Here is a 23753-nt window from a genome sequence, read left to right as displayed (position 1 = left end):
GTGTCACGCCCGCCATGTCACGCCCGCTATGTCAAGCCGGCTATGTCAGGTCGGCTATGTCAGGCCGGCGCAGCTCTGGGCGTCGGCGTCCTTGGCTGCCTTGGGCACCCACCGGACATTGGCGAACGACGCGGAGAACGCCCCGTCGGTGTAGACGAGGAACGGTGTGTTGACGTTCTCCAGGTCGAGGCCTCCGGCGGCGAAGCACGCGATCGGGATCTTGACCGTCGCCTTGACGCCGACCGGAAGCTTCTGGAACAGCGAGGTCGCCACCACCTCGGAGAAGCACGGGTAGACGCAGTGGACGCTGATCACCGTCCTCGCCGCCGGGGGCTGGTGGACGATGGTGTCGAAGACGAGGGCGCTGTCGGCGTTGGGGTAGCCGCGCAGGTCGGTGCCGCCCGCCGGGTTCTGCAGGTAGATCTGCGCCGGTCCGCTGCCGGTCCAGGTGGCCTTGAGCCCGTCCTGCTGCACGTTGACGTCGGACTGCACCACGTTGATCTCGGAGTGCGCCGCCTGGCCGTCGACGCCGATCTCGGTGCCGCCCCAGTTCTCGGCGGAGCCGATGTAGCTCTTGTAGGGCGGGACGTCCGTCCGGTTGTAGAGCTCCAGGTCCTCGGTCGCGGTGCCGCCGCCGCCCGTGCCGCCGCAGCCGAGCTCGGGTGAGGTCTCGTCGAGCGTCCCGACCGAGCCGGACTCCCCGTAACGCAGGCCGTACCCGAGCGGGAAGAGCGGGTCGTAGCCCTCGGTGCCCGCGTTGAGCGGCGTCTGGCACGCGGTCTTCGGCCAGGAGTACGACAGCTTCCCGGTGTAGCCCTGGTGTGTGCCCTGGTGTGTGCCCTGGTGTGTGCCCTCGTGTGAGCCCTGGCGTGAATCGCGGACGAGCAGGTCCGCCACGCCGCCGCCCTCGGTGCCGGGAAGCCAGGCGACGACGAACGCGTCGGAGCGGTTGAGCTCCTTGTTGACCCACAGCGGGCGGCCGGTGACGTAGACCGTGATCACGGGTGCGCCCTTGCCGCGGACCTTGTCGAGGACGGCAAGGTCGCCGGGGTAGAGCTTGGCCGCTTCCAGGGTGCGCCGCCCGAGGTCGCCGACTCCCTCGGCGTACGGCGTCTCGCCGATCACGGCGATGACCGCGTCGTACGCCCCGGGGTCGACGCCGTCACCCGTCTCGCTGAAGGTGACGTTGGCGTCGCCGAGGACCTCCCGGAGACCGCCCAGGATGGTCGTGCCGTTCGGGAAGTCGGCGTTGGTGTTGCCGGTGCCCTGCCAGGTGAGGCTCCAGCCGCCGGTCTGGTTCTGCAGGCTGTCCGCGCTCTTGCCGACGACGAGCACCTTGGCCTTCGGCGACAGGGGTAGCACCTTGCCGTTGTTCTTCAGCAGGACCTGCGACTCGCGGACGGCCCTGCGGGCGAGCCTTCTCGCCTGGAGCGCCTCCGCCGACCCGGCCAGGGCGCGCGCCGACGGCTTGGGGGCGTCGAACACGCCGGCCCGCAGCTTCACCCGCAGGATGCGGGTCACCGCGTCGTCGATGCGCGACAGCGGGATCTCGCCCGCCTCGACCTGGGCGATGGTGTTGGCGATGAACGCCTTCCAGTCCTGCGGCACCATCACGACGTCGATGCCGGCGTTGATCGCCCGGGCGCAGCTCGAGTTGGTGCATCCGGCGACCTGGCCGACGCCGTTCCAGTCGGAGACGACGACGCCGTCGAAGCCCATCTTCTGCTTGAGGATCTCGGTGAGGGCGTGCCTGCTGCCGTGCAGCTTGCCCTCGGTGATGCCGAGGTCGGCGTTGGTCCAGCTGTTGAACGACGCCATCACGGTCTGGGCCCCGGCCGCGAGCGCGCCGTAGTAGCCCTGGCCGTGGATGTTGATCATCTCGGCCTCGGACGAGGGGTTGACGCCCTGGTCCTGCCCCTTCAGCGTGCCGCCGTCGCCCATGAAGTGCTTCGCGGTCGCGATCACGCCGTGGTCGCCGATGCGGCGTGGGTGGCCGCCCTGCAGGCCCCTGACGGCCTCGTAACCGTAGGCCCGGGTGATGCGGGGGTCCTCCGAGTAGCCCTCGTACGTGCGGCCCCACCGGTCGTCCCTGACCACGGCCAGCGTGGGCGCGAAGGCCCAGTCCTGACCGGTGGCGCGGATCTGGGCGGCGGTCGCCGACCCGATGTCACGGATCAGGCAGGGGTCGTGGGCGGCTCCGAGGCCGATGTTGTGCGGGAAGATCGTCGCGCCGTAGATGTTGTTGTTGCCGTGAACGGCGTCGATGCCCCAGATGACGGGGATCTTCGTCCGCGTGCCGACGGACGCCTCCCAGTACGCGTCGGCGAGGTCGAGCCATGCCTTCGGGGAGGCGTGCTTGTCCCGGCCGGGCCACGAGCCGCCGCCGTTGAGCACGGAACCGATGCCGTACTGCCTGACTTCGTCGGGGGTTATGGAGTTGATCTCCGGCTGGGTCATCTGGCCGACCTTCTCGGCCAGCGTCATGCCGGCGAGGATCTTCGCCACCCGTTTCTCGTCGGCGGGGTTCCGCTTGATCCGGCTCTCGACCTTGGGCCAGTCGGAGAGCGTGGGGAGCTTCTTCTCGATGCGAGCGCAGCCGTCGTCGTCCAGGGCGGGCATCCCGATCACAGGTTGGTGGGTTCCTTTCGTGGTGTCGGCGCCCGCGCTCGGGATCCCGGCCACGCCCCCGGCCAGGAGAGCGATGGCCGCCAGCGCGGCGAATGAGTTGTGGCGAGCGCGTAAACGGGCCAACGGTCGTGGCATGGCGAGTCCGTTCTCGAGGCGCGGCAACGGCCGGGGGCAGCGCCACGACCGCATTGCGCCGATCTTGACTCCGCGACGGCCACTTGGTCAACCACCTGAAAGAGCGCTCTCCGCTTCGCCTGCCGGTTGCTTCGCCGCGTCCGGAGAGCGTTCCCAGGAGGCGCCCTCCCCAACAGTCAGTGGATGCCCAGGCCCATGAGGACGAAGAGGCCGATGAAGTGGCCCAGAACGATGATCGAGATCAGCACGATGAAGAGATACTTCGCGGGCCCGTGCTCGAACGTCTTCCCTTCTTCAAGCGGGGGGCGCCGCGCCTGACGCTCGGCGATCCGCTCTTCCAGTGACTTCCGGCGGGCCATCGCACTCTCCACAATCCAGTAGTTTGTGTACCAATAGTTGGTGTACACATAATAGGTGATTAAAAGGGGTGCGATGAGCGAGTCTGCCGTGGTGCGCGGTCTTCCGATGCCGGATCCGCTCTCTCTGGAGCGGCAGGTGTGCTTCGCCCTGGCAGTCGCCTCGCGCGGGGTCATCGCGGTCTACCGGCCGCTGCTGGAGCCCATGGGTCTCACGCACCCGCAGTACCTGGTCATGCTGGCGCTCTGGGAGCACGCGCCGCTGTCGGTCAAGGAGCTCAGCCGCATGCTTCAACTCGATCCCGGCACGCTGTCACCGCTGCTCAAGCGTCTTGAAGCCGGCGGGCTGATCCGCCGCGAGCGGGACAGCAACGACGAGCGCGCCCTGGCCGTAACCCTCACGCCCGCGGGCGAGGACTTGCGGGCCGAGGCCGTGAAGATCCCCCCGGCCATCGTCGAACGGCTCGGCATGGGCCTCGACGAACTTCAGGACCTGCACGAGTCCCTCATGCGCGTGATCGCCGCCGCCAACCACGCGACCGCCGCCTCCGGCTGAGCCTAGGACTCCTGGCCCTCCTCAGAGCTGATCAGCTCGTCTATGGCGGCGAAGAAGGTCCGGATGCCCGGGAGGTTCCCGCCCTTGGCGCGGGAGGCCGCGAGGTCCTCGGGCGCGCGCCAGTCGACGATGTCCAGCCATTCGTCCGCGCCCAGCCGGACCAGCCGGGCGCCGAGGAATCCCTCGCGGTCGGCCCGGAAGTCCGCCAGCATCGCCGGGCGCGCGTCGAGCAGCGCCTCCGTGCGCCGCGGCGCCACCCGGAACCGCGTAAGTTCCACCGTCGTTGCCACAGCCGTCTCCTTCTGGCACGTCTCCTGCTGAATGATCAGGTGGCGACGACGACGATATAGTAAGCAATATTGATGGTCAAGATTGGTGACTACTTTGCCGGAGACACGAGCCGTGCGGCGCAGTGAACGCAAGGAGAACGCTCCCGACCTCGGCATCCTGAGCAGCCGGGTGCTGTTCTCCCTCCAGAAGGAGCTGTTCGAGACTCTCGCCGAGCAGGGCCATCCCCGGCTCCGCCCCCGGCACGGGGCGGTCCTCGCCTACCTCGACGCGGAGGGCAGTCGTGCGACCGACCTGGCGGCACAGTCGGGCCAGCACAAACAGGTCATCGGCACACTGGTGGACGAACTCGTGGAACTCGGTTACGTGCAGCGCGTGCCCGACCCCCAGGACCGCCGCGCCAAGCTGATCGTGCCCACCGCGCGCGGCCTCGATCAGATGACCCGGTCCGACGCCATCATGGCCGCCATCGAGCGGCGCCACGCGGGAGCCGTGGGCGAGGAGGCCTACGCCCACTTCAAGCGGGTCTTCCAGCAGGTCTCCCTGCACCAGCACACCTGGCGGGAACGGCTTCCCCCGGCGCAGGCGTGAGCCCGCGCCGGGCGGTCAGCGCGTCCGGTCAGCGCGTCCGGTCAGTCCGGCGGGAGGGGGATCCGCAGGGTCACCGTGCCGCGCAGGTCCAGCCAGGCGGCGTCGGGGCCGCGGACCAGGCGCATCATCACCTCTTCACATCCGGGGCAGCGGCCGACCATGGCCTCGGCCGAGCCGTACACCCGCATGGTCGCGACCGGGCCGGTCAGCCCGCAGTGCGCGCAGTGGCCGCCTGCCGCGGTGACATCGACGGCGAAGATCTCGCTGAGCGGCCCGGCCAGGGAGTTGCCGTCCCTGTAGGCGTCGTCTCGTTCGGTCATGTCAGCCTCCCGTGGGGCCGAAGCGTTCGGTCTTGATCCGGCGCGGATCGTGACCGAGGGCGACCAGGATGTCGGCGGCCGTCTCCACGAACCCGGTCGGCCCGCAGACGAAGCAGTCGGGCTCGAACTGCGCGGGCCAGCCGTGGGTGTTGAGGTCGGCCACGCCGAGCCGTCCCGGCGGGCGGGACCAGCCGTCGGGGGCCGTCCGCGTGAAGAGGTAGGCGACGTCGAGCCCCGGCAGGGGGCGGCGCAACTCCTCGGCGTAGAGGCGCTGTGCGGGTTCGCGCACCGAGTAGAGCAGCCGGAAGGGCGTGCGGCTGCCTGCCTCACGGCGGGCGCGGATCATGGCCATCAGCGGGACCAGACCCGAGCCTCCGGCCACCAGCAGCACCGGGGCCGTGCCGGTGGGACGCCACACGAACCAGCCGCCCACCGGCCCGCGGATCTCCACCTCGTCGCCGACCTCCAGCACCTCCGTGAGGTACGGCGAGACCTCCCCGCCGGGGACGTCCTGCACGGTCAGCTCGATCCGGTCGCCGTCGGCGGGGGCCGCCAGAGAGTAGCTGCGCTGGGTGCTGTAGCCGTCCTCGGCGGTCAGTCGCACGTCGATGTGCTGGCCGGGCAGGTGGCCGGGCCAGTCGGGCAGTTGGAAGACCAGGGTGCGGGCCGTGGACGTCTCTTGGCGGACCTCGGTCAGCCGGGCGGCCTGCCAGCCCAGCCGGCGGCCGCTCAGTCGCCCTGGTATCTCTGCTCGCGCCACGGGTCACCGTAGTTGTGGTAGCCGGCCGTCTCCCAGAAGCCCGGTTCGTCCTCCAGCAGCAACTGGATGCCGCGCACCCACTTGGCGGACTTCCAGAGGTAGAGGTGCGGGACGAGCAGCCGGGCGGGGCCGCCGTGTTCAGGCGTGAGGTCCTCACCGTCGTAGCGGTAGGCGATCCACGCCTGCCCGTCGAGCAGGTCCTCCAGCGGGAGGTTCGTGGTGTAGCCGCCGTACGAGTGCACGAGCGCGTAGTCCGCGGCGGTCTCGACATCGGCCAGCAACACGTCCAAGGAGACGCCCTGCCAGTTGGTGCCGAGCTTGGACCACTTGGTGACGCAGTGCAGGTCGACCGTGGGCGTGACGCTCGGCAGCGCCACGAGGTCCTGCCACGACCAGCGATGGACCTGCCCGGCCTCGGTCGTGACGGTGAACTCCCACCGCTCCAGCGGCACCCTCGGCGTCGGCCCGGCCGAGAGGACCGGGAAGTCATGGGTCAGATACTGGCCGGGCGGCAGCTTCACGTCCCCGTCACGTGACCGGCCATGGAAACCACGGGAGATGATCCCCATTGGTTCCTCCTCTGCTGGGCGAATTGTGGTGATCCTAGTGACCGAACCTCCACGTAGCACATATCACCAGACGGCGGACGGCGCGGGACCACCGGGGTCCTGTGACGCCGACGCGCGTCCGCGGCCCGGAGCCGCCTCTTTCGCCGGATCGCCTCTTCGGGGACATTAAAGAGTCGCCTCTCGCCGGCTCTCCGATTAATTTCCTTGATGAAAGACGGAAAGAAATCCTTATGAATGGCGCCGGAAGGCTCGGTGATCCACGTCACTGTTGACTTCGCCGGGAAATTCATGCGACCGTCAACGATGTGAGGAATGCCTTATTAAATATATGTTTCATCCGAATCACATCGCTGCTACCTGCGGGGTAGCGTCCCCTGACGGCGATGAACCGAGGGAGCGCGGGCGGTGGTGCGATTCCGTCCGCATTCACGAACACGCATGACTCGTTTGCGGCGCGCCGTCGGCGGCGAATACGCGACGCCGACCCATGCACCATGCGAGAAGCCGTGTGTGAGAAGCCGTGTGTGAGAAAGCGGGCAGTGAAGCGCATGAGGCGCGACAAGAGCACGACAAGAGGCGGATATTGAGTATGGCTGGAGACGGAACGGCGGAACCCATCCGGCGGCGCGGTGCGGGCGAGGGTGCCATCGCGGTGGTCGGGCTCGCCTGCCGGCTGCCCGGCGCGCCGACTCCGGAGGATCTCTGGGAACTCCTGCGCTCCGGGCGCGACGCGATCGGTGAGCCGTCGGAGAGACGGCTGCGCGCGGAGCCGAGACTGGCGGGTCACCGTGGCGGGTTCCTGGAGCAGGTCGACGAGTTCGACGCGGGCTTCTTCGGAGTCTCTCCCCGCGAGGCCGCGGCCATGGATCCCCAGCAGCGGCTTGTCCTGGAGTTGGCATGGGAGGCGCTGGAAGACGCCATGCTCCCACCGGGAGACCTGGCGGGCGTCCACGCGGGGGTGTTCCTCGGGGCCATGTCCTCCGACTACGCCACTCTGGTCTACCGGCACGGCGACGACGCCATCAGCCGGCACTCGCTCGCGGGGCTGAACCGCGGAATCCTGGCGAACCGGATCTCCTACTGTCTCGGCCTGCGCGGCCCGAGCCTGACGGTGGACACCGCCCAGTCGTCCGCGCTCGTGGCGGTGCACCTGGCCTGCGAGAGCCTGCGATCGGGCGAGTCGGCCGTGGCGCTGGCCGGAGGGGTCAATCTCAACCTGGCGCCGGAGAGCACGGTGACCGCCGGCAGGTTCGGCGGGCTGTCGCCGGACGGGCGCTGCTTCACCTTCGACGCCCGCGCGAACGGCTACGTCCGGGGTGAGGGCGGCGGAGTCGTCGTGCTCAAGCCGCTGTCGAGGGCGCTCGCCGACGGCGACAACGTGTACGCCGTCATCACCGGCAGCGCGGTCAACAACGACGGGGCGACGAGCGGACTCACGGTACCCAATGCCGCCGCGCAGGAAGAGGTCATACGGCTGGCCGTGCGCCGTGCCGGCGTCGAACGCGCCGCCGTACAGGTCGTCGAGTCGCACGGCACGGGGACGAAGGTCGGCGACCCGATCGAGGCCGCCGCGCTGGGTGCGGCCCTCGGCACCGCCCGGCCGGCGGAGCAGCCCCTGATCGTCGGGTCGGCCAAGACCAACGTCGGCCATCTGGAGGGAGCCGCCGGCATCGTCGGGCTGCTCAAGACCGTCCTGAGCATCCGCCATCGCGAGGTCCCACCCAGCCTGAACTTCGAGACGCCGAACCCTCAGATCGACTTCGCGGCCCTCAACCTGAAGGTGGCGGACGAGCTGCGGCCATGGCCGCGCCCGGACGCCACGCTCGTCGCCGGGGTCAGCTCCTTCGGGGTCGGCGGCGTGAACTGCCACGTCGTGCTCAGCGAGCCACCGGTCGCCGACGGCCTCACCGAAGTCCCGGCAGACGGCTCCGATGACACAGCCGGCGACACGGATGAGGCGCCGGCGACCGCTCCTGAGACCCCGCCCACTGTGCCCTTGGTTCTCTCCGCCCGGACCGCCGCCGCGCTGCGCGAGCAGGCCGGCAGGCTGTACGGCTCGGCGGCCCTCGACGGGGACCTGTCCGACGTCGCCTTCTCCCTCGCCACCACGCGGTCCACGCTGGAACATCGAGCCGTCCTTGTGGGCACGGACCGCCGCGAACTCCGGGATCAACTCCTGGCGTTCAGCGTGGGAGACCACGTTCCCGGAGTGGTTCACGGCGCGATGCGGGACGTCGGGGGCACGGTGTTCGTCTTCCCCGGCCAGGGCGGCCAGTGGCTGGGCATGGGGCGGGACCTGGCCGAAGCCTCGCCACTGTTCGCCGGGCACTTGAGAGCCGTCGCGGACGCCCTGGAGCCCCACACCGGCTGGTCGCCGGTCGACGTGCTGTGGAGCCTTCCGGGAGCACCCTCGCTGGACCGGGTCGACGTCGTCCAGCCGGCGTTGTTCGCGGTCATGGTCGCGCTCGCGCGGCTCTGGGAGTCGTACGGCATCCGCCCCGACGCCGTGATAGGACATTCCCAGGGCGAGATCGCCGCCGCCCACGTCGCCGGGGCGCTGTCCCTGGAGGACGCCGCCGCCATCGTGGTGCTCCGCAGCCAGGCGATCGCCGCGATCTCGGGACGCGGCGGGATGGCCTCGATCCCCCTGCCTGTGGCTCAGGTGCGCACCCGGCTCACCCGCTGGACCGGACGCCTGAACATCGGCGCGGTCAACGGCCCGTCGGCCACCGTGGTGTCCGGCGACGCGGACGCGATTGACGAGCTGGTGGCCGGATACCTGGCCGAGGACGTGTCCGCGCGCCGGGTGAGGATCGACTACGCCTCGCACTCTCCCCATGTGGAGGCGGTGCGGGAGCAGTTGCTGGAGCGCCTTCCGAGGTACCTCCCGCGGAGCACCGGCACCGCGTTCTACTCCAGCGTCACGGGTGGACTGCTCGACACCTCTGAGCTCGACGCCGGTTACTGGTATCGAAACCTCCGCCAGACTGTCGAATTCGACCGCGCGGTCCACGCCGCGCTGAACGACGGCCACAACGTCTTCGTCGAAACGAGCCCGCACCCGATCCTCGTCGTGGGGCTCCGGCAGATCCTCGAAAGCGCCGCCCCGGACATCCCCGCCGCACGCGACGCCGTGGTCGCGGGAACGCTGCGGCGCGACAACGGCGATCTCGGCCAATTCCTCCGGGCACTCGCCCAGCTCCACGTGCACGGGTCCCCGGTCGATTGGAGGCGAGCCGTACGGCCGGGCGCGCGGCGCGTCCCCCTGCCGACCTATGCCTTCCAACGCAGCCGCCACTGGCTCGGCAGTCCGGCAACCACACCGGCAACCACACCGGGAATCACAGCCCGGCCGGACATCGCCACGCAGGGAACCGCCGGACACGGAATCGCCCAGAACGAGACCGGCCAGAACGAGACCGGCGCGCATGAGACCGGCGGAGCGCTGGATCCCGGCAAGGCGCTCGAACCGGATAACGCGCTGGCCGCTCGGATCTCCGGGTTGACCGGCGAGGCGCAGGAAAAGGTGGTGCTGGACCTGGTGGTCTCCGCCACCGCTGGAGTCCTCGGACACGCCGACGCGGCGTCCGTGGCGTCCGACCGTACGTTCAAGGATTTGGGACTGGATTCGCTCGGCGTGGTGGAGTTACGCGACACCCTGTCCGCCTCGACCGGGCTTCCGGTGTCTCCGACCGTCACCTTCGATCACCCCACGCCGATCGCACTCGCGCGGCATCTGCGGGCCACGTCGGCCGGCCGTACGGCTGAGCCCACCGCCACGGCGGTCGCACACACCGGGGCGGCGCCTGAGAACGAGCCGATCGCGCTGGTCGCGATGGCCGGTAGGTGGCCGGGAGGGGCCGACACCCCCGAGAAGCTCTGGCAGCTCGTGCTGGGCGGGACGGATGCGATCAGCGTCTTCCCGGCCAACCGGGGATGGGATGTGGAAGGACTGTACGACCCCGATGCCGTACGGCCCGGCACGTCCACCACACGGGAGGGCGGGTTCCTGCACGACGCCGACCGGTTCGACGCGGAGTTCTTCGGCATCGGCCCTCGCGAGGCCGCCGCGATGGACCCGCAGCAGCGGTTGCTGCTGGAGGTGGCGTGGGAGACCTTCGAGCGGGCCGGGATCGTGCCGGAGTCGCTGAAGGGCAGCCGGACGGGAGTCTTCGTCGGCATGATGCCGCAGGACTACGGCCCGCGGCTGCACGAGACCGCCGAAGGAGCCGAGGGTTACGCGCTGACCGGAACGCTGACGAGCGTCGCGTCCGGGCGGATCGCCTACATCTTCGGGTTGGAGGGTCCCGCGGTCACCGTCGACACGGCGTGCTCGTCGTCGCTGGTGGCACTGCATCTGGCCGTACGGTCGCTCCGGTCGGGCGAGTCGGATCTGGCTCTGGCGGGCGGGGTCACGGTGATGTCCACCCCCGGGATGTTCACGGAGTTCTCCCGGCAGGGTGGGCTCGCTCCGGACGGGCGGTGCAAGGCGTTCGGGGCGGCGGCCAATGGCACGGGATGGGCCGAAGGCGTCGGACTGCTTCTGGTGGAGCGGCTGTCGGACGCGCGGCGGCATGGGCATCGGGTGCTGGCGGTGATTCGCGGCTCGGCGGTCAACCAGGACGGCGCGTCCAACGGCCTCACCGCTCCCAACGGGCTCTCACAGCAGCGGGTGATCCGGCAGGCGCTGGAGGACGCCGCGCTGAGCGGTGCCGACGTGGACACGGTCGAGGCCCACGGCACCGGCACCACACTGGGCGACCCGATCGAGGCCCAGGCCCTGCTCGCCACCTACGGACAAGGCCGGCCCGCCGGCCATCCTCTATGGCTGGGATCGCTGAAGTCCAACATCGGCCACGCCCAGGCCGCCGCCGGGGTAGCCGGAGTCATCAAAATGGTGCAGGCCATCCACCACGGGGTCCTGCCCAAAACGCTGCACGTGGAGGAGCCGTCGCGGCACATCGAGTGGTCCAACGGCGCGATCTCGCTGCTGGCCGACAACACTCCCTGGCCTCAGACCGGTTCTGTACGGCGTGCCGGCGTGTCGTCCTTCGGGATCAGCGGCACCAACGCCCATGTCATCGTGGAGCAAGCACCACCAGAACCCGAGCCCCGGCCCCACACCGAACCCACACCCGGACAACGGCAGGACGCGGAACAGTCCTCGCGGGACACGGAAGCGGCACGGGAGCGGGAAGCGGAACAACAACCGCAAGCCGGGCCGGGACACCGGCTGCCGGTCATCCCCTGGGTGATCTCCGGCCGCTCCCCCGCCGCACTACACGCCCAAGCCCAACGCCTCGCCGTCCACCTCGACACCCACCCCACCCTCAACCCCGTGGACGTCGGATACTCCCTGGCCACCACCCGCACCCACTTCGAACACCGCGCCGTCATCATCGCCGAAACCCGCGACGACCTGACCAACGCCACCCGAACCCTCGCCACCACAGCGGCACCCGGGGCGACTGGTGTCGTGACGGGCTCGGCCGGCGGGAACCCCGCAGTGGCGTTCCTGTTCACCGGACAAGGCAGCCAACGGACCGGGATGGGACGACAGCTCTACGACACCTTCCCCCTCTACGCCCACACCTTCGACACGATCACCGACCACCTCGACCACCAACTACGCCGACTCCACAACGGGCCCACCCCCGCACGAGTGGCCGACGTCATCTTCGGCACCGCCGACCCCCACCTCATCGACCACACCGTCTACACCCAACCCGCCCTGTTCGCCCTCCAAGTCTCCCTCTACCGCCTCCTCGAATCCTGGGGCATCACCCCCACCACCGTCACGGGACACTCCGCCGGCGCCCTCGCCGCCGCCCACATCGCCGGCATCCTCGACCTCCACAACGCCACCATCCTCATCGCCACCCGCGCCCACCTCATGTCAACCCTCCCCACCGGCGGCACCATGATCGCCATCCAAGCCACCGAACAAGAAACCACCCAAGCCCTCATCCCCGGCGTCACCATCGCCGCCATCAACACCCCCACCAGCACCGTCATCTCCGGCGACACCGCCCCCGTCCAACACGTCGCCCAACACTTCCGCGACCAAGGCCGCAAAACCCGCCAACTCCCCGTCAGCCACGCCTTCCACTCCCACCGAATGGACCCCATCCTCAACGCCTTCCACACCGCCCTCACCCAAATCACCTTCCACCCACCCACCATCGACTTCATCTCCGACCACACCGGACAACCCGCCACCACCGAACAACTCACCTCCCCCGACTACTGGACCCACCACCTCCGCCACCCCATCCGCTTCCACGACGCCCTACAGACCGCGCACAACCACGGCATCGCCAACTACCTCGAAATCGGACCAGACGCCGTACTCACCGCGCTCGTCCAAGAGACGCTTCCTGACCCCGACATCGCCGCCATCGCCGCCCTCCGCCGCGACCGGCCCGAAACCACCACCGCTCTCACCGCCGCCGCCCACCTCCACACCCGAGGCACCCCCGTCAACTGGGCGGCCATCTACACCGACAGCACCCCCACCACCGTCGACCTCCCCACCTACGCCTTCCAGCAGCGGAGGCACTGGCTCGACCATCCCAAACCCAACGCCGCCGCCGCGGCTGGGAACGGCGAAGGTGACCAGGCGCACGCCCGCTTCTGGGACACGGTCAGCCGCGGCGACCTCGATTCCCTGGTCGAAACGCTGGGAGCCGACGACGAGCGGGTGCGGGAGTCGCTCGGCGCGGTCCTGCCGGCGCTCGCGTCCTGGCACGCCGCGCGGAGCACTCGATCGACCATCGACTCCTGGCGGTACCGGCTGGCGTGGCGGCCCGTCACCGCGGAGACGCCGGCCCGCCTCTCCGGGCGCTGGTTGCTGGTCCGTCCCGCCCACAGTGAGGCAGCGGAATGGGCCGAGGTCCTCGTCCATGCCTTCGAGGAGCGGGGCGCCGAGGTGGCGTCCATCGTGATCGATGCCGGGACGGCCGACCGGGACGCGCTCATCGAGGCGCTGGGCTCCGTCTCCCATGACGAGCCGGTCACAGGGGTGCTGTCCCTTGTCTCGTTCGATGACACCCCGCACGCGGCGCATCCGGCAGTGTCCGGAGGAAACGCCGCCGAGGTGGCCCTGATCCAGGCCCTCGGCGTCGCCGGGATCTCCGGGCGGCTCTGGATCGCGACCAGCGGAACGGTCTCGGCGACGCCGTCCGATGAGTTGAGCCATCCCGCCCGCGCGCTGGCGTGGGGCCTCGGTGGCGTGGTGGCAGCCGAGAGGCCTGAGGGATGGGGCGGCCTGCTCGACCTGCCCGCGAGGCCGGACGCCCGAGCCGCCGCACACGCCGTCACCGCGTTGGCCGGAGCTCACGGCGAGTCCGAGCTGGCCGTCCGCGCCTCCGGGCTTCTGGCGCGCCGGCTGGTGCCCGCGCCCCTCCTCGACGGCTCCGCCGTACCGGCACCGTGGGCATCGTCCGGGACCGTACTGATCACTGGTGGTACGGGTGCCCTCGGTGGGCATGTCGCACGCCGCCTGGCTCGGCGCGGCGTCCGGCACCTGCTGCTCATCGGCCGCCGGGGGCTCGACGCTCCGGGCGCCGCGGAGCTGGAGGCCGAGCTCACCGGCCTCGGCGCGCGGGTCACCATCGCCGCCTGCGACGTGTCCGACCGGGACGCGCTCGCCGCCGTACTCGCCGCCATCCCTCCCGAACACCCGCTCAACGCGGTGATCCACACCGCGGCGGTCCTGGACGACTCCCTGCTCGACTCGCTGACCGCCGAGCGGATGCACCGGGCACAGCGGGTCAAGGTCGGCGGGGCGCTGAACCTGCACGAGCTGACCCGCGACCTGGACCTCTCCGCGTTCGTCCTGTTCTCGTCGATCGCCGGGACGATCGGCACCGCGGGGCAGGGCAACTACGCGCCGGGCAACGCCTTCCTGGACGCGTTCGCCGAGCACCGCCGCTCCATCGGCCTGCCCGCCACATCGATCGCGTGGGGCCAGTGGGACGGCGACGGCATCGCCGGCGACGGAGCCAAGCAGCAGTTGCGGCGCAGCGGGTTACGGCCGATGGACCCGGACCTCGCGGTCACCGCGCTGGAGGAGGCGCTCGATCACGGGGAGACCCGGCTCGTCGTCAGCAGGGCCGACTGGACCGCCGTACTCGCGACCCGGCCCCACCCCCTGCTCGCCGAGCTGCCCGAGGCCCGTGAAGCCGCCGTCAGCGTCCCCGTTGCCGCCTCGGAGGCGGGGGGCGACGACGGCCCGGAACTGGTGCGGCGGCTGTCCACACTGCCCGACGCGGAAAGGCGGCAGACGGTTCGCAGGGTCGTCCGCACCGAGATCGCCGCCGTGCTCGGGCACAGCTCGGCGGCGGATGTGGACGACCAGCGCGGCTTCCGCGACCAGGGATTCAGCTCTCTGTCCGCGGTCGAGCTGCGGAACCGCCTCAGCCGGCTCACGGGTACGGCACTGCCCAGCTCTCTCATCTTCGACTACCCGACTCCCGCGGAGCTCGTCGACCACCTGCATGCCGTACTGGTGCCTGAGCCGGAACCCCCGCTCGCCGCGATGCTGACCAAGATCGAGGAACTTGAGAGCCTGCTCTCCGTCGCTTCGGTGTCTCGCCTGGACCGGGACGCCGCGACAGCGCGGTTGCGGCGGCTCGTGGACACGCCGCCGCCCGGTGAGGCGGTGCCCGACGGCGTGCCGGGCGGTCATCCGGCGTCCGGAGACCTGTCCTCGGCCTCCGACGACGAGCTCATCAGCTTCATCAGCAACGAACTCGGCATCTCCTGAGCCTCTCCCTTGCCCAGCCTGTGCCCTGGAGGCAGACCCCTGTGAGTGACGACCAGATCCGGCATCTCCTCCGGCGTGTGACCGAGGAACTGCACAAGACGCGCGAAGAATTACGGGATGTACGAGAGGAACAACGAGAGCCGATCGCGATCGTGGGGATGGGCTGCCGGCTGCCCGGCGGCGTGGCCTCCCCCGAGGACCTGTGGGACCTGGTCTCCTCCGGCAAAGACGCCATCGCCGAGTTCCCCACCGACCGCGGCTGGAACACCGACGACCTGTACGACCCCGACCCCGACCGCCCCGGCACCACCTACACCCGCCACGGCGGATTCCTCGACAACCCCGGCGACTTCGACGCCGACTTCTTCGGCATCTCCCGCCGCGAAGCACTCGCCAGCGACCCCCAGCAACGCCTACTCCTGGAGGTCGCCTGGGAAACCTTCGAACGAGCCGGCATCGACCCGCGCTCGCTGAAGGGAAGCCGCACCGGCGTGTTCGCCGGAACCAACGGCCAGGACTACGCGAACAGCCTCGGCCGGACACCTGAGGAGATCGAGGGATACCTGATCACCGGAACGGCGGCCAGCGTCCTGTCGGGGAGGATCTCTTACTCGTTCGGGTTTGAGGGGCCCGCGGTGACCGTGGACACCGCCTGCTCGTCGTCGCTGGTGGCGCTGCACCTGGCCGTACGGTCACTCCGGTCGGGAGAGTCCGACCTCGCCTTGGCGGGTGGTGTGACCGTTATGGCATCGCCGGGCACTTTCGTGGAGTTCTCGCGGCAGCGGGGGCTTGCTCCGGACGGGCGGTGCAAAGCCTTCGCCGCCGCCGCCGACGGCACCGGCTGGGCCGAAGGCGTCGGACTGCTCCTGGTAGAACGGCTCTCCGACGCGCGACGGCACGGACATCGCGTGCTCGCCGTGATCCGCGGCTCAGCCGTCAACCAAGACGGCGCCTCCAACGGCCTCACCGCCCCCAACGGCCCATCCCAGCAACGCGTCATCCGCCAAGCCCTCGACAACGCCGCCCTCACCCCAGCCGACATCGACACCGTCGAAGCCCACGGCACCGGCACCACCCTCGGCGACCCCATCGAAGCCCAAGCCCTGCTCGCCACCTACGGACAAGGCCGACCCACCGACCACCCCCTCCGGCTCGGCTCACTGAAATCCAACATCGGCCACGCCCAAGCCGCCGCCGGAGTCGCCGGAATCATCAAAATGGTCCAGGCCATCCGCCACGGCACCCTCCCCAAAACCCTCCACGTAGACGAACCCACCCCCCACGTCGACTGGTCGGCCGGCACCCTCCAACTCCTCACCGAAACCCAGCCCTGGCCCAACCTCAACCGCCCCCGCAGAGCCGCCATCTCCGCCTTCGGCGTCAGCGGCACCAACGCCCACATCATCATCGAACAAGCACCCGACCCCGTGCCGGTGCCCGAGCGGGAGACCGAACACCGGCTGCCGGTCGTCCCCTGGGTGATCTCCGGCCGCACCCCCGCCGCACTACACGCCCAAGCCCAACGCCTCGCCGCCCACCTCGACACCCACCCCACCCTCAACCCCGTCGACGTCGGATACTCCCTCGCCACCACCCGCACCCACTTCGAACACCGCGCCGTCATCATCGCCGAAACCCACCACGACCTGACCAACGCCACCCGAACCCTCGCCACCACAGCGGCACCCGGGGCGACTGGTGTCGTGACGGGCTCGGCCGGCGGGAACCCCGGAGTGGCGTTCCTGTTCACCGGCCAAGGCAGCCAGCGCATCGGCATGGGGCGCGACCTGCACCACACCTTCCCTGTCTTCGCCCACACCTTCGACACCCTCACCGAACTCCTGGACCACCACCTGGCCGGCCATGTCCCCGCCCCCCTCAAAGACGTCGTCTTCGGCGAGGCCGAACCCGGACTGCTCAACCAGACGGTTTACACCCAGGCCGGTCTGTTCGCCGTCGAGGTCGCCCTGGCCCGGCTGCTCCAATCGTGGGGCATCACCCCCGCCGCCGTGGCCGGCCACTCCATCGGCGCCCTCGCCGCCGCCCACATCGCCGGCGTTCTCGACGCCACCGACGCCACCGCCCTGGTGGCCGCCCGCGGCCGCCTGATGCAGACCCTGCCCGGCGGCGGAGCCATGGCCGCCATCCAGGCCACCGAAGACGAGATCACCACCGCCCTCACCGACGGCGTGACCATCGCCGCCCTCAACACCCCCACCTCAGTGGTCATCTCCGGCGACGCCCCCGCCGTCCACGCCCTGACCGACGCCTTCCGCGCCCAGGGCCGCAAGACCCGCAACCTGACCGTCAGCCATGCCTTCCACTCCCACCACATGGACCCCATCCTCGACAGCTTCCACACCGCCCTCACCCAAATCACCTTCCACCCACCCACCATCGACTTCATCTCCGACCACACCGGACAACCCGCCACCACCGAACAACTCACCTCTCCCGACTACTGGACCCACCACCTCCGCCACCCCATCCGCTTCCACGACGCCATCCGCCAGATGCGCGAAGGGCCCGCCCCCGGTGAAGGGCTGAGCGCGTTTCTGGAGATCGGGCCGGACGGGGTCCTCAGCGCACTCGTCCGCGAAACGCTGGAAGCCGAGGAGGACATCACCGCCATCCCGGTGCTCCGGCGTGACCGGCCCGAAGTCGCCACCGCTCTCACCGCCGCCGCCCACCTCCACACCCGAGGCACCCCCGTCAACTGGGCGGCCCTCTACACCGACAGCACCCCCACCACCGTCGACCTGCCCACCTACGCCTTCCAGCACGAACGGCTCTGGATAGAGGGATCGGCCTCAGCCGCCACGGACCCGTCGGGGCTCGGACTGGGCATGGCGGACCATCCGCTGCTGGGCGCCGCCGTCACCCTCGCCGACGGCGACGGCACCGTCCTCACCGGCAAACTCTCCCTCGCCACCCACCCCTGGCTCGCCGACCACACCGTCTTCGACACCGTCATCGTCCCCGGCACCGCCTTCATCGACCTCGCCATCCACGCCGCCGACCACACCACAAACCACACCCGCCACACCACGGTCGACGAACTCATCCTCCAGACCCCCCTGGTCCTCCACCACCACGACGACGTCGACCTCCAAGTCATCGTCACCACCACCGACGCCGACCGGCACACCGTCGACATCTACTCCCGCCCCGGCAACGCCACCACCGAGTGGACCCGGCACGCCACCGGAGTGCTCACAGCACTGGAGGACACCTCCGATACGCGCTCCGCGCATGATCACGGAGGACATAGCCCCAGCTCAGCATGTGACCGCGGGAATGTGTGCATGATCACGGCGCGGGGTGGGGGGGAGCTGGGGGTGTGGCCGCCGCGAGGTGCCGAGCCCCTGAACCTGTCCGACGCCTACGACCGGTTCCACGATGTCGGCCTGGAGTACGGGCCGGTGTTCCAGGGCCTGCGCGCAGCCTGGCGACGTGGTGACGAGGTCTTCGCCGAGGTCGCGCTGCCCGACTCTCTAATAGAGGAAGAGCAGACCGGCGTGGAGCCGTACGGGCTGCATCCGGCCCTGCTCGACGCGGCCCTGCACGCCGCCGCCCTGAGTTGGCTCGAGGACGGGGAAGCCGGCCGTACCCTCCTGCCGTTCGCCTGGAGCGGCGTGCGACTGCACGCCTCGGGCGCGACGGCCCTGCGCGTCCGCGCGGTGCTGTCCGGCCCGGACTCGCTGACCTTGCACGCCGCGGACGCCACCGGCAGGCCCGTCATCTCAATCGACTCGTTGCAGGCGCGGCCGGTCTCCGCCGAGCAGCTTCGGCCCGCCCGGCCGGCCCATAACGATGCGCTGTTCCGGCTGCAGTGGGACGCCGTGGCTCTGGCCGCCCCCAGCCGTGGAGCATGGGCGGTCCTCGGCCGGGACGATCACGGGCTCGGCGACGCCGGGGTCGAGACCTCGGTGTTCCCCGATCTGGCCGGACTCGCCGCGGCCGTCGACGCCGGGGAGCCCCTCCCCGCTCTGGTCGTCCTTCCGGTGACGGGCCAGACCGACCTCGTGCGCGGCGCACACGACAACACCGAGCAGGTCCTGGCCGCCCTGCGACAATGGCCGGCCGACGACCGATGGGCCACCGCGCACCTCCTGGTGCTCACCCGCGACGCCGTCGCCGCAGCAGAGGACGACACCCCCGACCTCACCACCGCCCCCGTCTGGGGCCTCGTACGATCAGCCCAAACCGAACAACCCGGCCGCATCCTGCTCGCCGACTGGGACGAGACCACCGCCTCCCTCGCAGCGCTACCCGCAGCCGTCTCCACGGCCCTCACCGCAGACGAACCGCAATTCGCCCTCCGCGAGGGACGTGCTCTCATCCCGCGTCTGGCCCGCGCCTCCACCACGAATATCAACCCTCGGCAGTGGGATCCGGACGGGACGGTGCTGATCACCGGCGGCACCGGCGGACTCGGCAGCACCCTCGCCCGCCACCTCGTCACCACCCACGGCATCCGCCACCTCCTCCTCACCAGCCGACGCGGCCCCCACACCCCCGGCGCACACGAACTCCACACCGAACTCACCGAACTCGGCGCCCACATCACCATCGCCACCTGCGACGTCACCGACCACCACGCCCTCACCGAAACCCTCGCCACCATCCCCCCCGACCACCCCCTCACCGCCGTCATCCACACCGCCGGAACCACCGACGACACCCCCATCACCAACCTCACCCCCGAACGACTCCACACCGTCCTCGCCCCCAAAATCGACGGCGCCTGGAACCTCCACCACCTCACCACCAACCACAACCTCACCGCCTTCATCTGCTTCTCCTCCATCTCCGGACTCCTCGGCGGAGCCGGACAAGCCAACTACGCCGCCGCCAACACCTACCTCGACGCCCTCGCCACCCACCGCACCGCCAACCACCAACCCGCCACCACCCTCGCCTGGGGACTCTGGGACCAAGCCACCGGAATCACCACCCACCTCAGCACCGCAGACCACGCCCGCATCGCCCGCACCGGCCTACGCCCCCTCACCACCCCCGACGCACTCGCCCTCTTCGACACCGCCGTCTTTTCCGACCCTCAGCCTCTGCTGGTGCCGGCCCGGTTCGCCATCGCCGCCACGGAGTCGCGACCGCCGCTCCTGCGCGGGCTCATCCCGGCGCGGCGCCCCGCCGCACGTGCCCTCAACGGCCTATCACCGGCCCTCACAACCCAGCTCACAGGGCTTGACCAGGACCAGCGCGGCGCTTTCCTGCTCGACGTCACGCGCGCGGAAATCGGCGCCGTGCTCGGCCACCCCCGTCCTGACGCCATCCCGATCGATCGTCCTCTCGTCGAACTGGGCCTCGACTCGCTCACCGCCGTGGAACTCCGCAACCGCCTCAACACCGCCACCGGGCTCCGCCTCCCCGCCACCCTCACCTTCGACCACCCCACCCCTCAGGCGATCGCCGACCTGCTGGGACGCGAGCTGACCGGCGACCGGGCGGAAGCCGCGCCCGTCACCGCCGAGACGGCGGCACCGGGCTCCGCCGCCGACGACCCGATCGTGATCGTCGGGATGGCGTGCCGGCTCCCCGGTGGGATCGAGTCACCCGAGGCGCTCTGGCGGCTGGTGGACGCTGCGGGTGAGGCCGTGTCGGAGTTCCCGGCCGACCGAGGTTGGGACATCGACGAGCTGTACGATCCGGACCCCGACCGCGTGGGGAAGTCCTACACCCGCCACGGCGGGTTCCTCAGGGACATCGCCGACTTCGACCCCGCGTTCTTCGGCATCTCGCCGCGTGAGGCGATAGCCACCGACCCACAGCAGCGGCTGCTGCTGGAGGTGGCCTGGGAGACGTTCGAGCGGGCCGGCATCGATCCGCTGTCGCTGCGCGGGAGCCGTACCGGCGTCTTCGCCGGGATGATGTACCACGATTACGCCCCCCGTCTGCGGGAGGTCCCCGGAGACCTGGAGGGCTATCTCGGAAACGGCAGCGCGGGTAGCATCGCGACCGGGCGCATCGCCTACACCTTCGGCTTCGAGGGGCCCGCGGTCACGGTCGACACGGCGTGTTCGTCGTCGCTGGTGGCGCTGCACCTGGCCGCGCAGTCGCTGCGCACCGGGGAGTCGGACCTGGCGCTGGCGGGCGGGGTCGCGGTGATGTCCACGCCCACCACGTTCGTGGAGTTCTCGCGCCAGCGGGCGCTGTCGGTGGACGGGCGCTGCAAGGCGTTCTCGGCGGCGGCGGACGGCACCGGCTGGGGGGAGGGCGTCAGCCTGCTCCTCCTGGAGCGGCTGTCGGACGCGCGCCGGAACGGCCATCCGGTGCTGGCGATAGTCCGCGGATCGGCGGTCAACCAGGACGGCGCGTCGAACGGGCTGACCGCGCCCAGCGGGCCGTCACAGCAGCGGGTGATCCGCCAGGCGCTGGCCAACGCGGGGCTCACCTCCGCCGAGGTCGACGCCGTGGAGGGCCACGGCACCGGCACCACCCTCGGCGACCCCATCGAGGCCCAGGCGCTGCTGGCGACCTATGGCCGGGACCGGCCAGACGACCAGCCGGTGTGGCTCGGATCGCTGAAGTCGAACATCGCGCACACGCAGGCCGCCGCCGGAGGGGCGGGCGTCATCAAGATGGTGATGGCGATGCGCCACGCCGTACTGCCGAAGACACTGCACGTGGACGAGCCGACCCCGCACGTGGACTGGTCCGCGGGGGCGGTCCGGCTGCTCACCGATGCCCGCCCGTGGCCGGAGACCGGCAGGCCGAAGCGTGCCGCTGTGTCGTCCTTCGGGGTCAGCGGCACCAACGCCCACGTGATCCTGGAGCAGCCGCCGGAGCTCGAAGAGCCATCGCGGAGCCCGGCCACCGCGCCGCCGGCCCTGCCGTGGGTGCTGTCCGGCCACGTGCCCGCGGGGTTGCGCGGCCAGGCCGTCAGCCTCGCCACACTCGTCGAGGGCCGCGCCGAGCTTGATCCGGTCGACGTCGCGCATTCGCTCGTCACGACCCGGGGGCTCTTCGCGGAGCGTGCCGTGGTGGTCGGCGCGGATCGCGCCGGGCTCGTGTCCGGCCTGCGCGCGCTCGCAGGCGACGGCGCGCTGCCCGACCACGTGGTGCGTGGTACGGCCGACGCCGACGGCAAGGTCGTGTTCGTCTTCCCCGGCCAGGGCGGGCAGTGGCTGGGGATGGCCGCCGAGCTGATGGACACGGCTCCGGTCTTCGCGGAGCGGCTCGCCGAGTGCGCGGCCGCGCTGGCGGAGTTCACGGACTGGTCGCTGCTCGACGTGGTCCGCGGCGCGCCCGGCGCGCCCGGTCTTGAGCGGGTGGATGTGGTCCAGCCCCTGCTCTGGGCCGTCATGGTGTCACTGGCCGACCTGTGGCGGGCGCACGGGGTCCGCCCGGACGCGGTGGTCGGCCACTCGCAGGGGGAGATCGCCGCCGCCGTGGTGGCCGGCGGGCTGTCGCTGCGGGACGGCGCCCGCGTCGTCGCGTTGCGCAGCCGTGCGATCACCGCGCTGTCCGGCGACGGCGGCATGGCGTCGGTCTCCCTCCCCATGGCCGAGGCCCAGGCCAGAATCACGCCGTGGAGTGACCGCCTTTCCGTGGCGGTCGTCAACGGCCCCGCGAGCGTGGTCGTGTCCGGCCAGGTGGACGCCCTGGCGGAGTTGCTGGCGGAGCTGGAGGCCGACGGGGTGCGCAACCGGCGGATCCCCGTCGACTACGCCTCGCACTCCGCCCAGGTGGAGGCCATCCACGACGATCTCATCAAGGCGCTTGCGCCGATCGCTCCCCGCGCGGGGACCGTGCCCATGCTGTCCACCGTGACCGGTGACTGGATCGGCACCGCGGCGCTGGACGCCGAGTACTGGTACGCCAACCTGCGGCAGACAGTGCGGTTCGAGGCGGCCACCCGGGCGCTCTCCGAGCAGGGCCACCGGGCCTTCATCGAGATCAGCCCTCATCCGGTGCTGACCGCGAGCATCAACGAAACCCTGGACGACGCCGTGGCCGCGGGCGACGGGCCCCCCGCGCTCGTCACCGGGACCCTCCGCCGCGACGAGGGCGGGCTGGACCGGTTCCTGGTCTCGCTCGCGGAGGCGTTCGTCCGCGGCGTGTCCGTTGACTGGACGGTGGCGCTCGCGGGAACCGAACCCCGCCGCGTCGAGCTGCCCACCTACGCGTTCCAGCGCTCGCGTTACTGGCTTGACGCCTCCCGCACGTCCACGGTGGCCGCCGGCACGGACGATACGGCGCTCCCGGGCGGCGCTTCGCCCGCTCCATCGCCGGCACGCCGCTTCGCCGGGCTCGGCTCCGCCGAACGCCGCGAAGCCGTACTGGACCTGGTCCGTACGGAGGTCGCAGCGGTCCTACGGCACTCTGACCTGGATGCCGTGGGAGTCGGGAGGGCGTTCCGCGAGCTGGGCCTGGACTCGCTGACGGCGGTCGATCTGCGCAACCGGCTCCGGGCGGCCACCGGGTTGCCCCTCCCCGCCACGTTGATCTTCGACCATCCGACGCCCGCGGCCGTGACCGACCACATCGTCTCGGCTCTCGCCGAGGCCGACGCGGCAGACGGCTCAGTGGCCGGCTCTGTCGCCGGCGAGCCGCCCGACCCTCTGACCACGCTGCAGCGGCTGGAGGCGGCGCTGTTCGCCGATCCCGGCGATCAGGCCGAGATTGTTTCCCGGCTGCGTGCCCTGGTGGCGCGCTTGGACGCCGCCGCTCCAGGCGGAGACGACCCTGAGGACGACGAGATCGACCTCGACTCCGCGACCGACGACGATCTCTTCAACCTCCTGGACAGGGGCTGATCC

Annotated in this window: 10 protein-coding genes; 4 read left to right on the top strand and 6 right to left on the bottom strand. The window is 70.6% G+C overall.

What is annotated here, in order from left to right; genetic code table 11:
* Nucleotides 1-54: 54 nt before the first annotated feature.
* Together ABH927_RS13100 and ABH927_RS13095 are read right to left on the bottom strand one after the other, a co-directional pair.
* Nucleotides 55-2763, bottom strand: a complete 2709-nt coding sequence (locus ABH927_RS13100; RefSeq protein ID WP_370021248.1) for a glycoside hydrolase family 3 N-terminal domain-containing protein — start codon at nucleotides 2761-2763, stop codon at nucleotides 55-57.
* 176 nt (nucleotides 2764-2939) lie between these two features.
* Nucleotides 2940-3122, bottom strand: a complete 183-nt coding sequence (locus ABH927_RS13095; protein WP_370021246.1) for a hypothetical protein — start codon at nucleotides 3120-3122, stop codon at nucleotides 2940-2942.
* 73 nt (nucleotides 3123-3195) lie between these two features.
* On the opposite strand from ABH927_RS13095, the gene ABH927_RS13090 reads away from it, so the two are divergent.
* Nucleotides 3196-3675 carry a MarR family winged helix-turn-helix transcriptional regulator gene (locus ABH927_RS13090; RefSeq protein ID WP_370021244.1) on the top strand — a complete coding sequence of 160 codons (480 nt, stop codon included), beginning with the start codon at nucleotides 3196-3198 and terminating at the stop codon, nucleotides 3673-3675.
* A 2-nt stretch (nucleotides 3676-3677) separates the two neighbouring features.
* Here the strand turns inward: ABH927_RS13090 and ABH927_RS13085 are convergent, their stop codons facing one another.
* The gene (locus ABH927_RS13085; RefSeq protein WP_370021242.1) at nucleotides 3678-3965 is read right to left on the bottom strand and encodes a hypothetical protein; all 288 of its coding nucleotides are present in this window, start codon (nucleotides 3963-3965) and stop codon (nucleotides 3678-3680) included.
* 112 nt (nucleotides 3966-4077) lie between these two features.
* Between ABH927_RS13085 and ABH927_RS13080 the strand changes: the two genes are divergently transcribed.
* Nucleotides 4078-4554 (top strand): MarR family winged helix-turn-helix transcriptional regulator, encoded by a 477-nt coding sequence (locus ABH927_RS13080; RefSeq protein ID WP_370021241.1) that lies wholly within the window; start codon nucleotides 4078-4080, stop codon nucleotides 4552-4554.
* Nucleotides 4555-4595: 41 nt separating this feature from the next.
* Here ABH927_RS13080 and ABH927_RS13075 read toward each other — a convergent pair whose 3' ends face one another.
* The 3 genes from ABH927_RS13075 to ABH927_RS13065 are packed head-to-tail and all read right to left on the bottom strand — an operon-like array spanning nucleotide 4596 to nucleotide 6203.
* Entirely contained in the window at nucleotides 4596-4874 is a 279-nt protein-coding gene (locus tag ABH927_RS13075; protein ID WP_370021239.1) for a DUF6510 family protein, read from the bottom strand.
* Between the two features lies 1 nt (nucleotide 4875).
* Nucleotides 4876-5634 carry a ferredoxin reductase gene (locus tag ABH927_RS13070; RefSeq protein ID WP_370021238.1) on the bottom strand — a complete coding sequence of 253 codons (759 nt, stop codon included), beginning with the start codon at nucleotides 5632-5634 and terminating at the stop codon, nucleotides 4876-4878.
* On the bottom strand, nucleotides 5604-6203 hold the full coding sequence (locus ABH927_RS13065) for a sulfite oxidase-like oxidoreductase (RefSeq protein ID WP_370021236.1): 600 nt from the start codon (nucleotides 6201-6203) through the stop codon (nucleotides 5604-5606). The genes ABH927_RS13070 and ABH927_RS13065 overlap by 31 nt, the downstream gene beginning before the upstream one ends.
* 589 nt (nucleotides 6204-6792) lie before the next feature.
* Between ABH927_RS13065 and ABH927_RS13060 the strand changes: the two genes are divergently transcribed.
* Both ABH927_RS13060 and ABH927_RS13055 read left to right on the top strand, forming a co-directional pair.
* Nucleotides 6793-14970, top strand: a complete 8178-nt coding sequence (locus tag ABH927_RS13060; RefSeq protein ID WP_370021234.1) for a type I polyketide synthase — start codon at nucleotides 6793-6795, stop codon at nucleotides 14968-14970.
* A gap of 41 nt (nucleotides 14971-15011) precedes the next feature.
* Entirely contained in the window at nucleotides 15012-23750 is an 8739-nt protein-coding gene (locus tag ABH927_RS13055) for a type I polyketide synthase (RefSeq protein ID WP_370021232.1), read from the top strand.
* Nucleotides 23751-23753: the final 3 nt, after the last annotated feature.

Source organism: Planotetraspora sp. GP83, assembly GCF_041262585.1.
GTDB lineage: Bacteria > Actinomycetota > Actinomycetes > Streptosporangiales > Streptosporangiaceae > JAOEGB01.
This window is presented reverse-complemented; position numbering and strand designations above follow the sequence as displayed.

Excerpts from the sequence above, each read along its gene's own strand:
- ABH927_RS13100 (WP_370021248.1), bottom strand. The coding sequence starts at position 2,763 with ATGCCACGACCGTTGGCCCGTTTACGCGCTCGCCACAACTCATTCGCC.
- ABH927_RS13095 (WP_370021246.1), bottom strand. The coding sequence starts at position 3,122 with ATGGCCCGCCGGAAGTCACTGGAAGAGCGGATCGCCGAGCGTCAGGCG.
- ABH927_RS13090 (WP_370021244.1), top strand. The coding sequence starts at position 3,196 with ATGAGCGAGTCTGCCGTGGTGCGCGGTCTTCCGATGCCGGATCCGCTC.
- ABH927_RS13075 (WP_370021239.1), bottom strand. The coding sequence starts at position 4,874 with ATGACCGAACGAGACGACGCCTACAGGGACGGCAACTCCCTGGCCGGG.
- ABH927_RS13065 (WP_370021236.1), bottom strand. The coding sequence starts at position 6,203 with ATGGGGATCATCTCCCGTGGTTTCCATGGCCGGTCACGTGACGGGGAC.
- ABH927_RS13060 (WP_370021234.1), top strand. The coding sequence starts at position 6,793 with ATGGCTGGAGACGGAACGGCGGAACCCATCCGGCGGCGCGGTGCGGGC.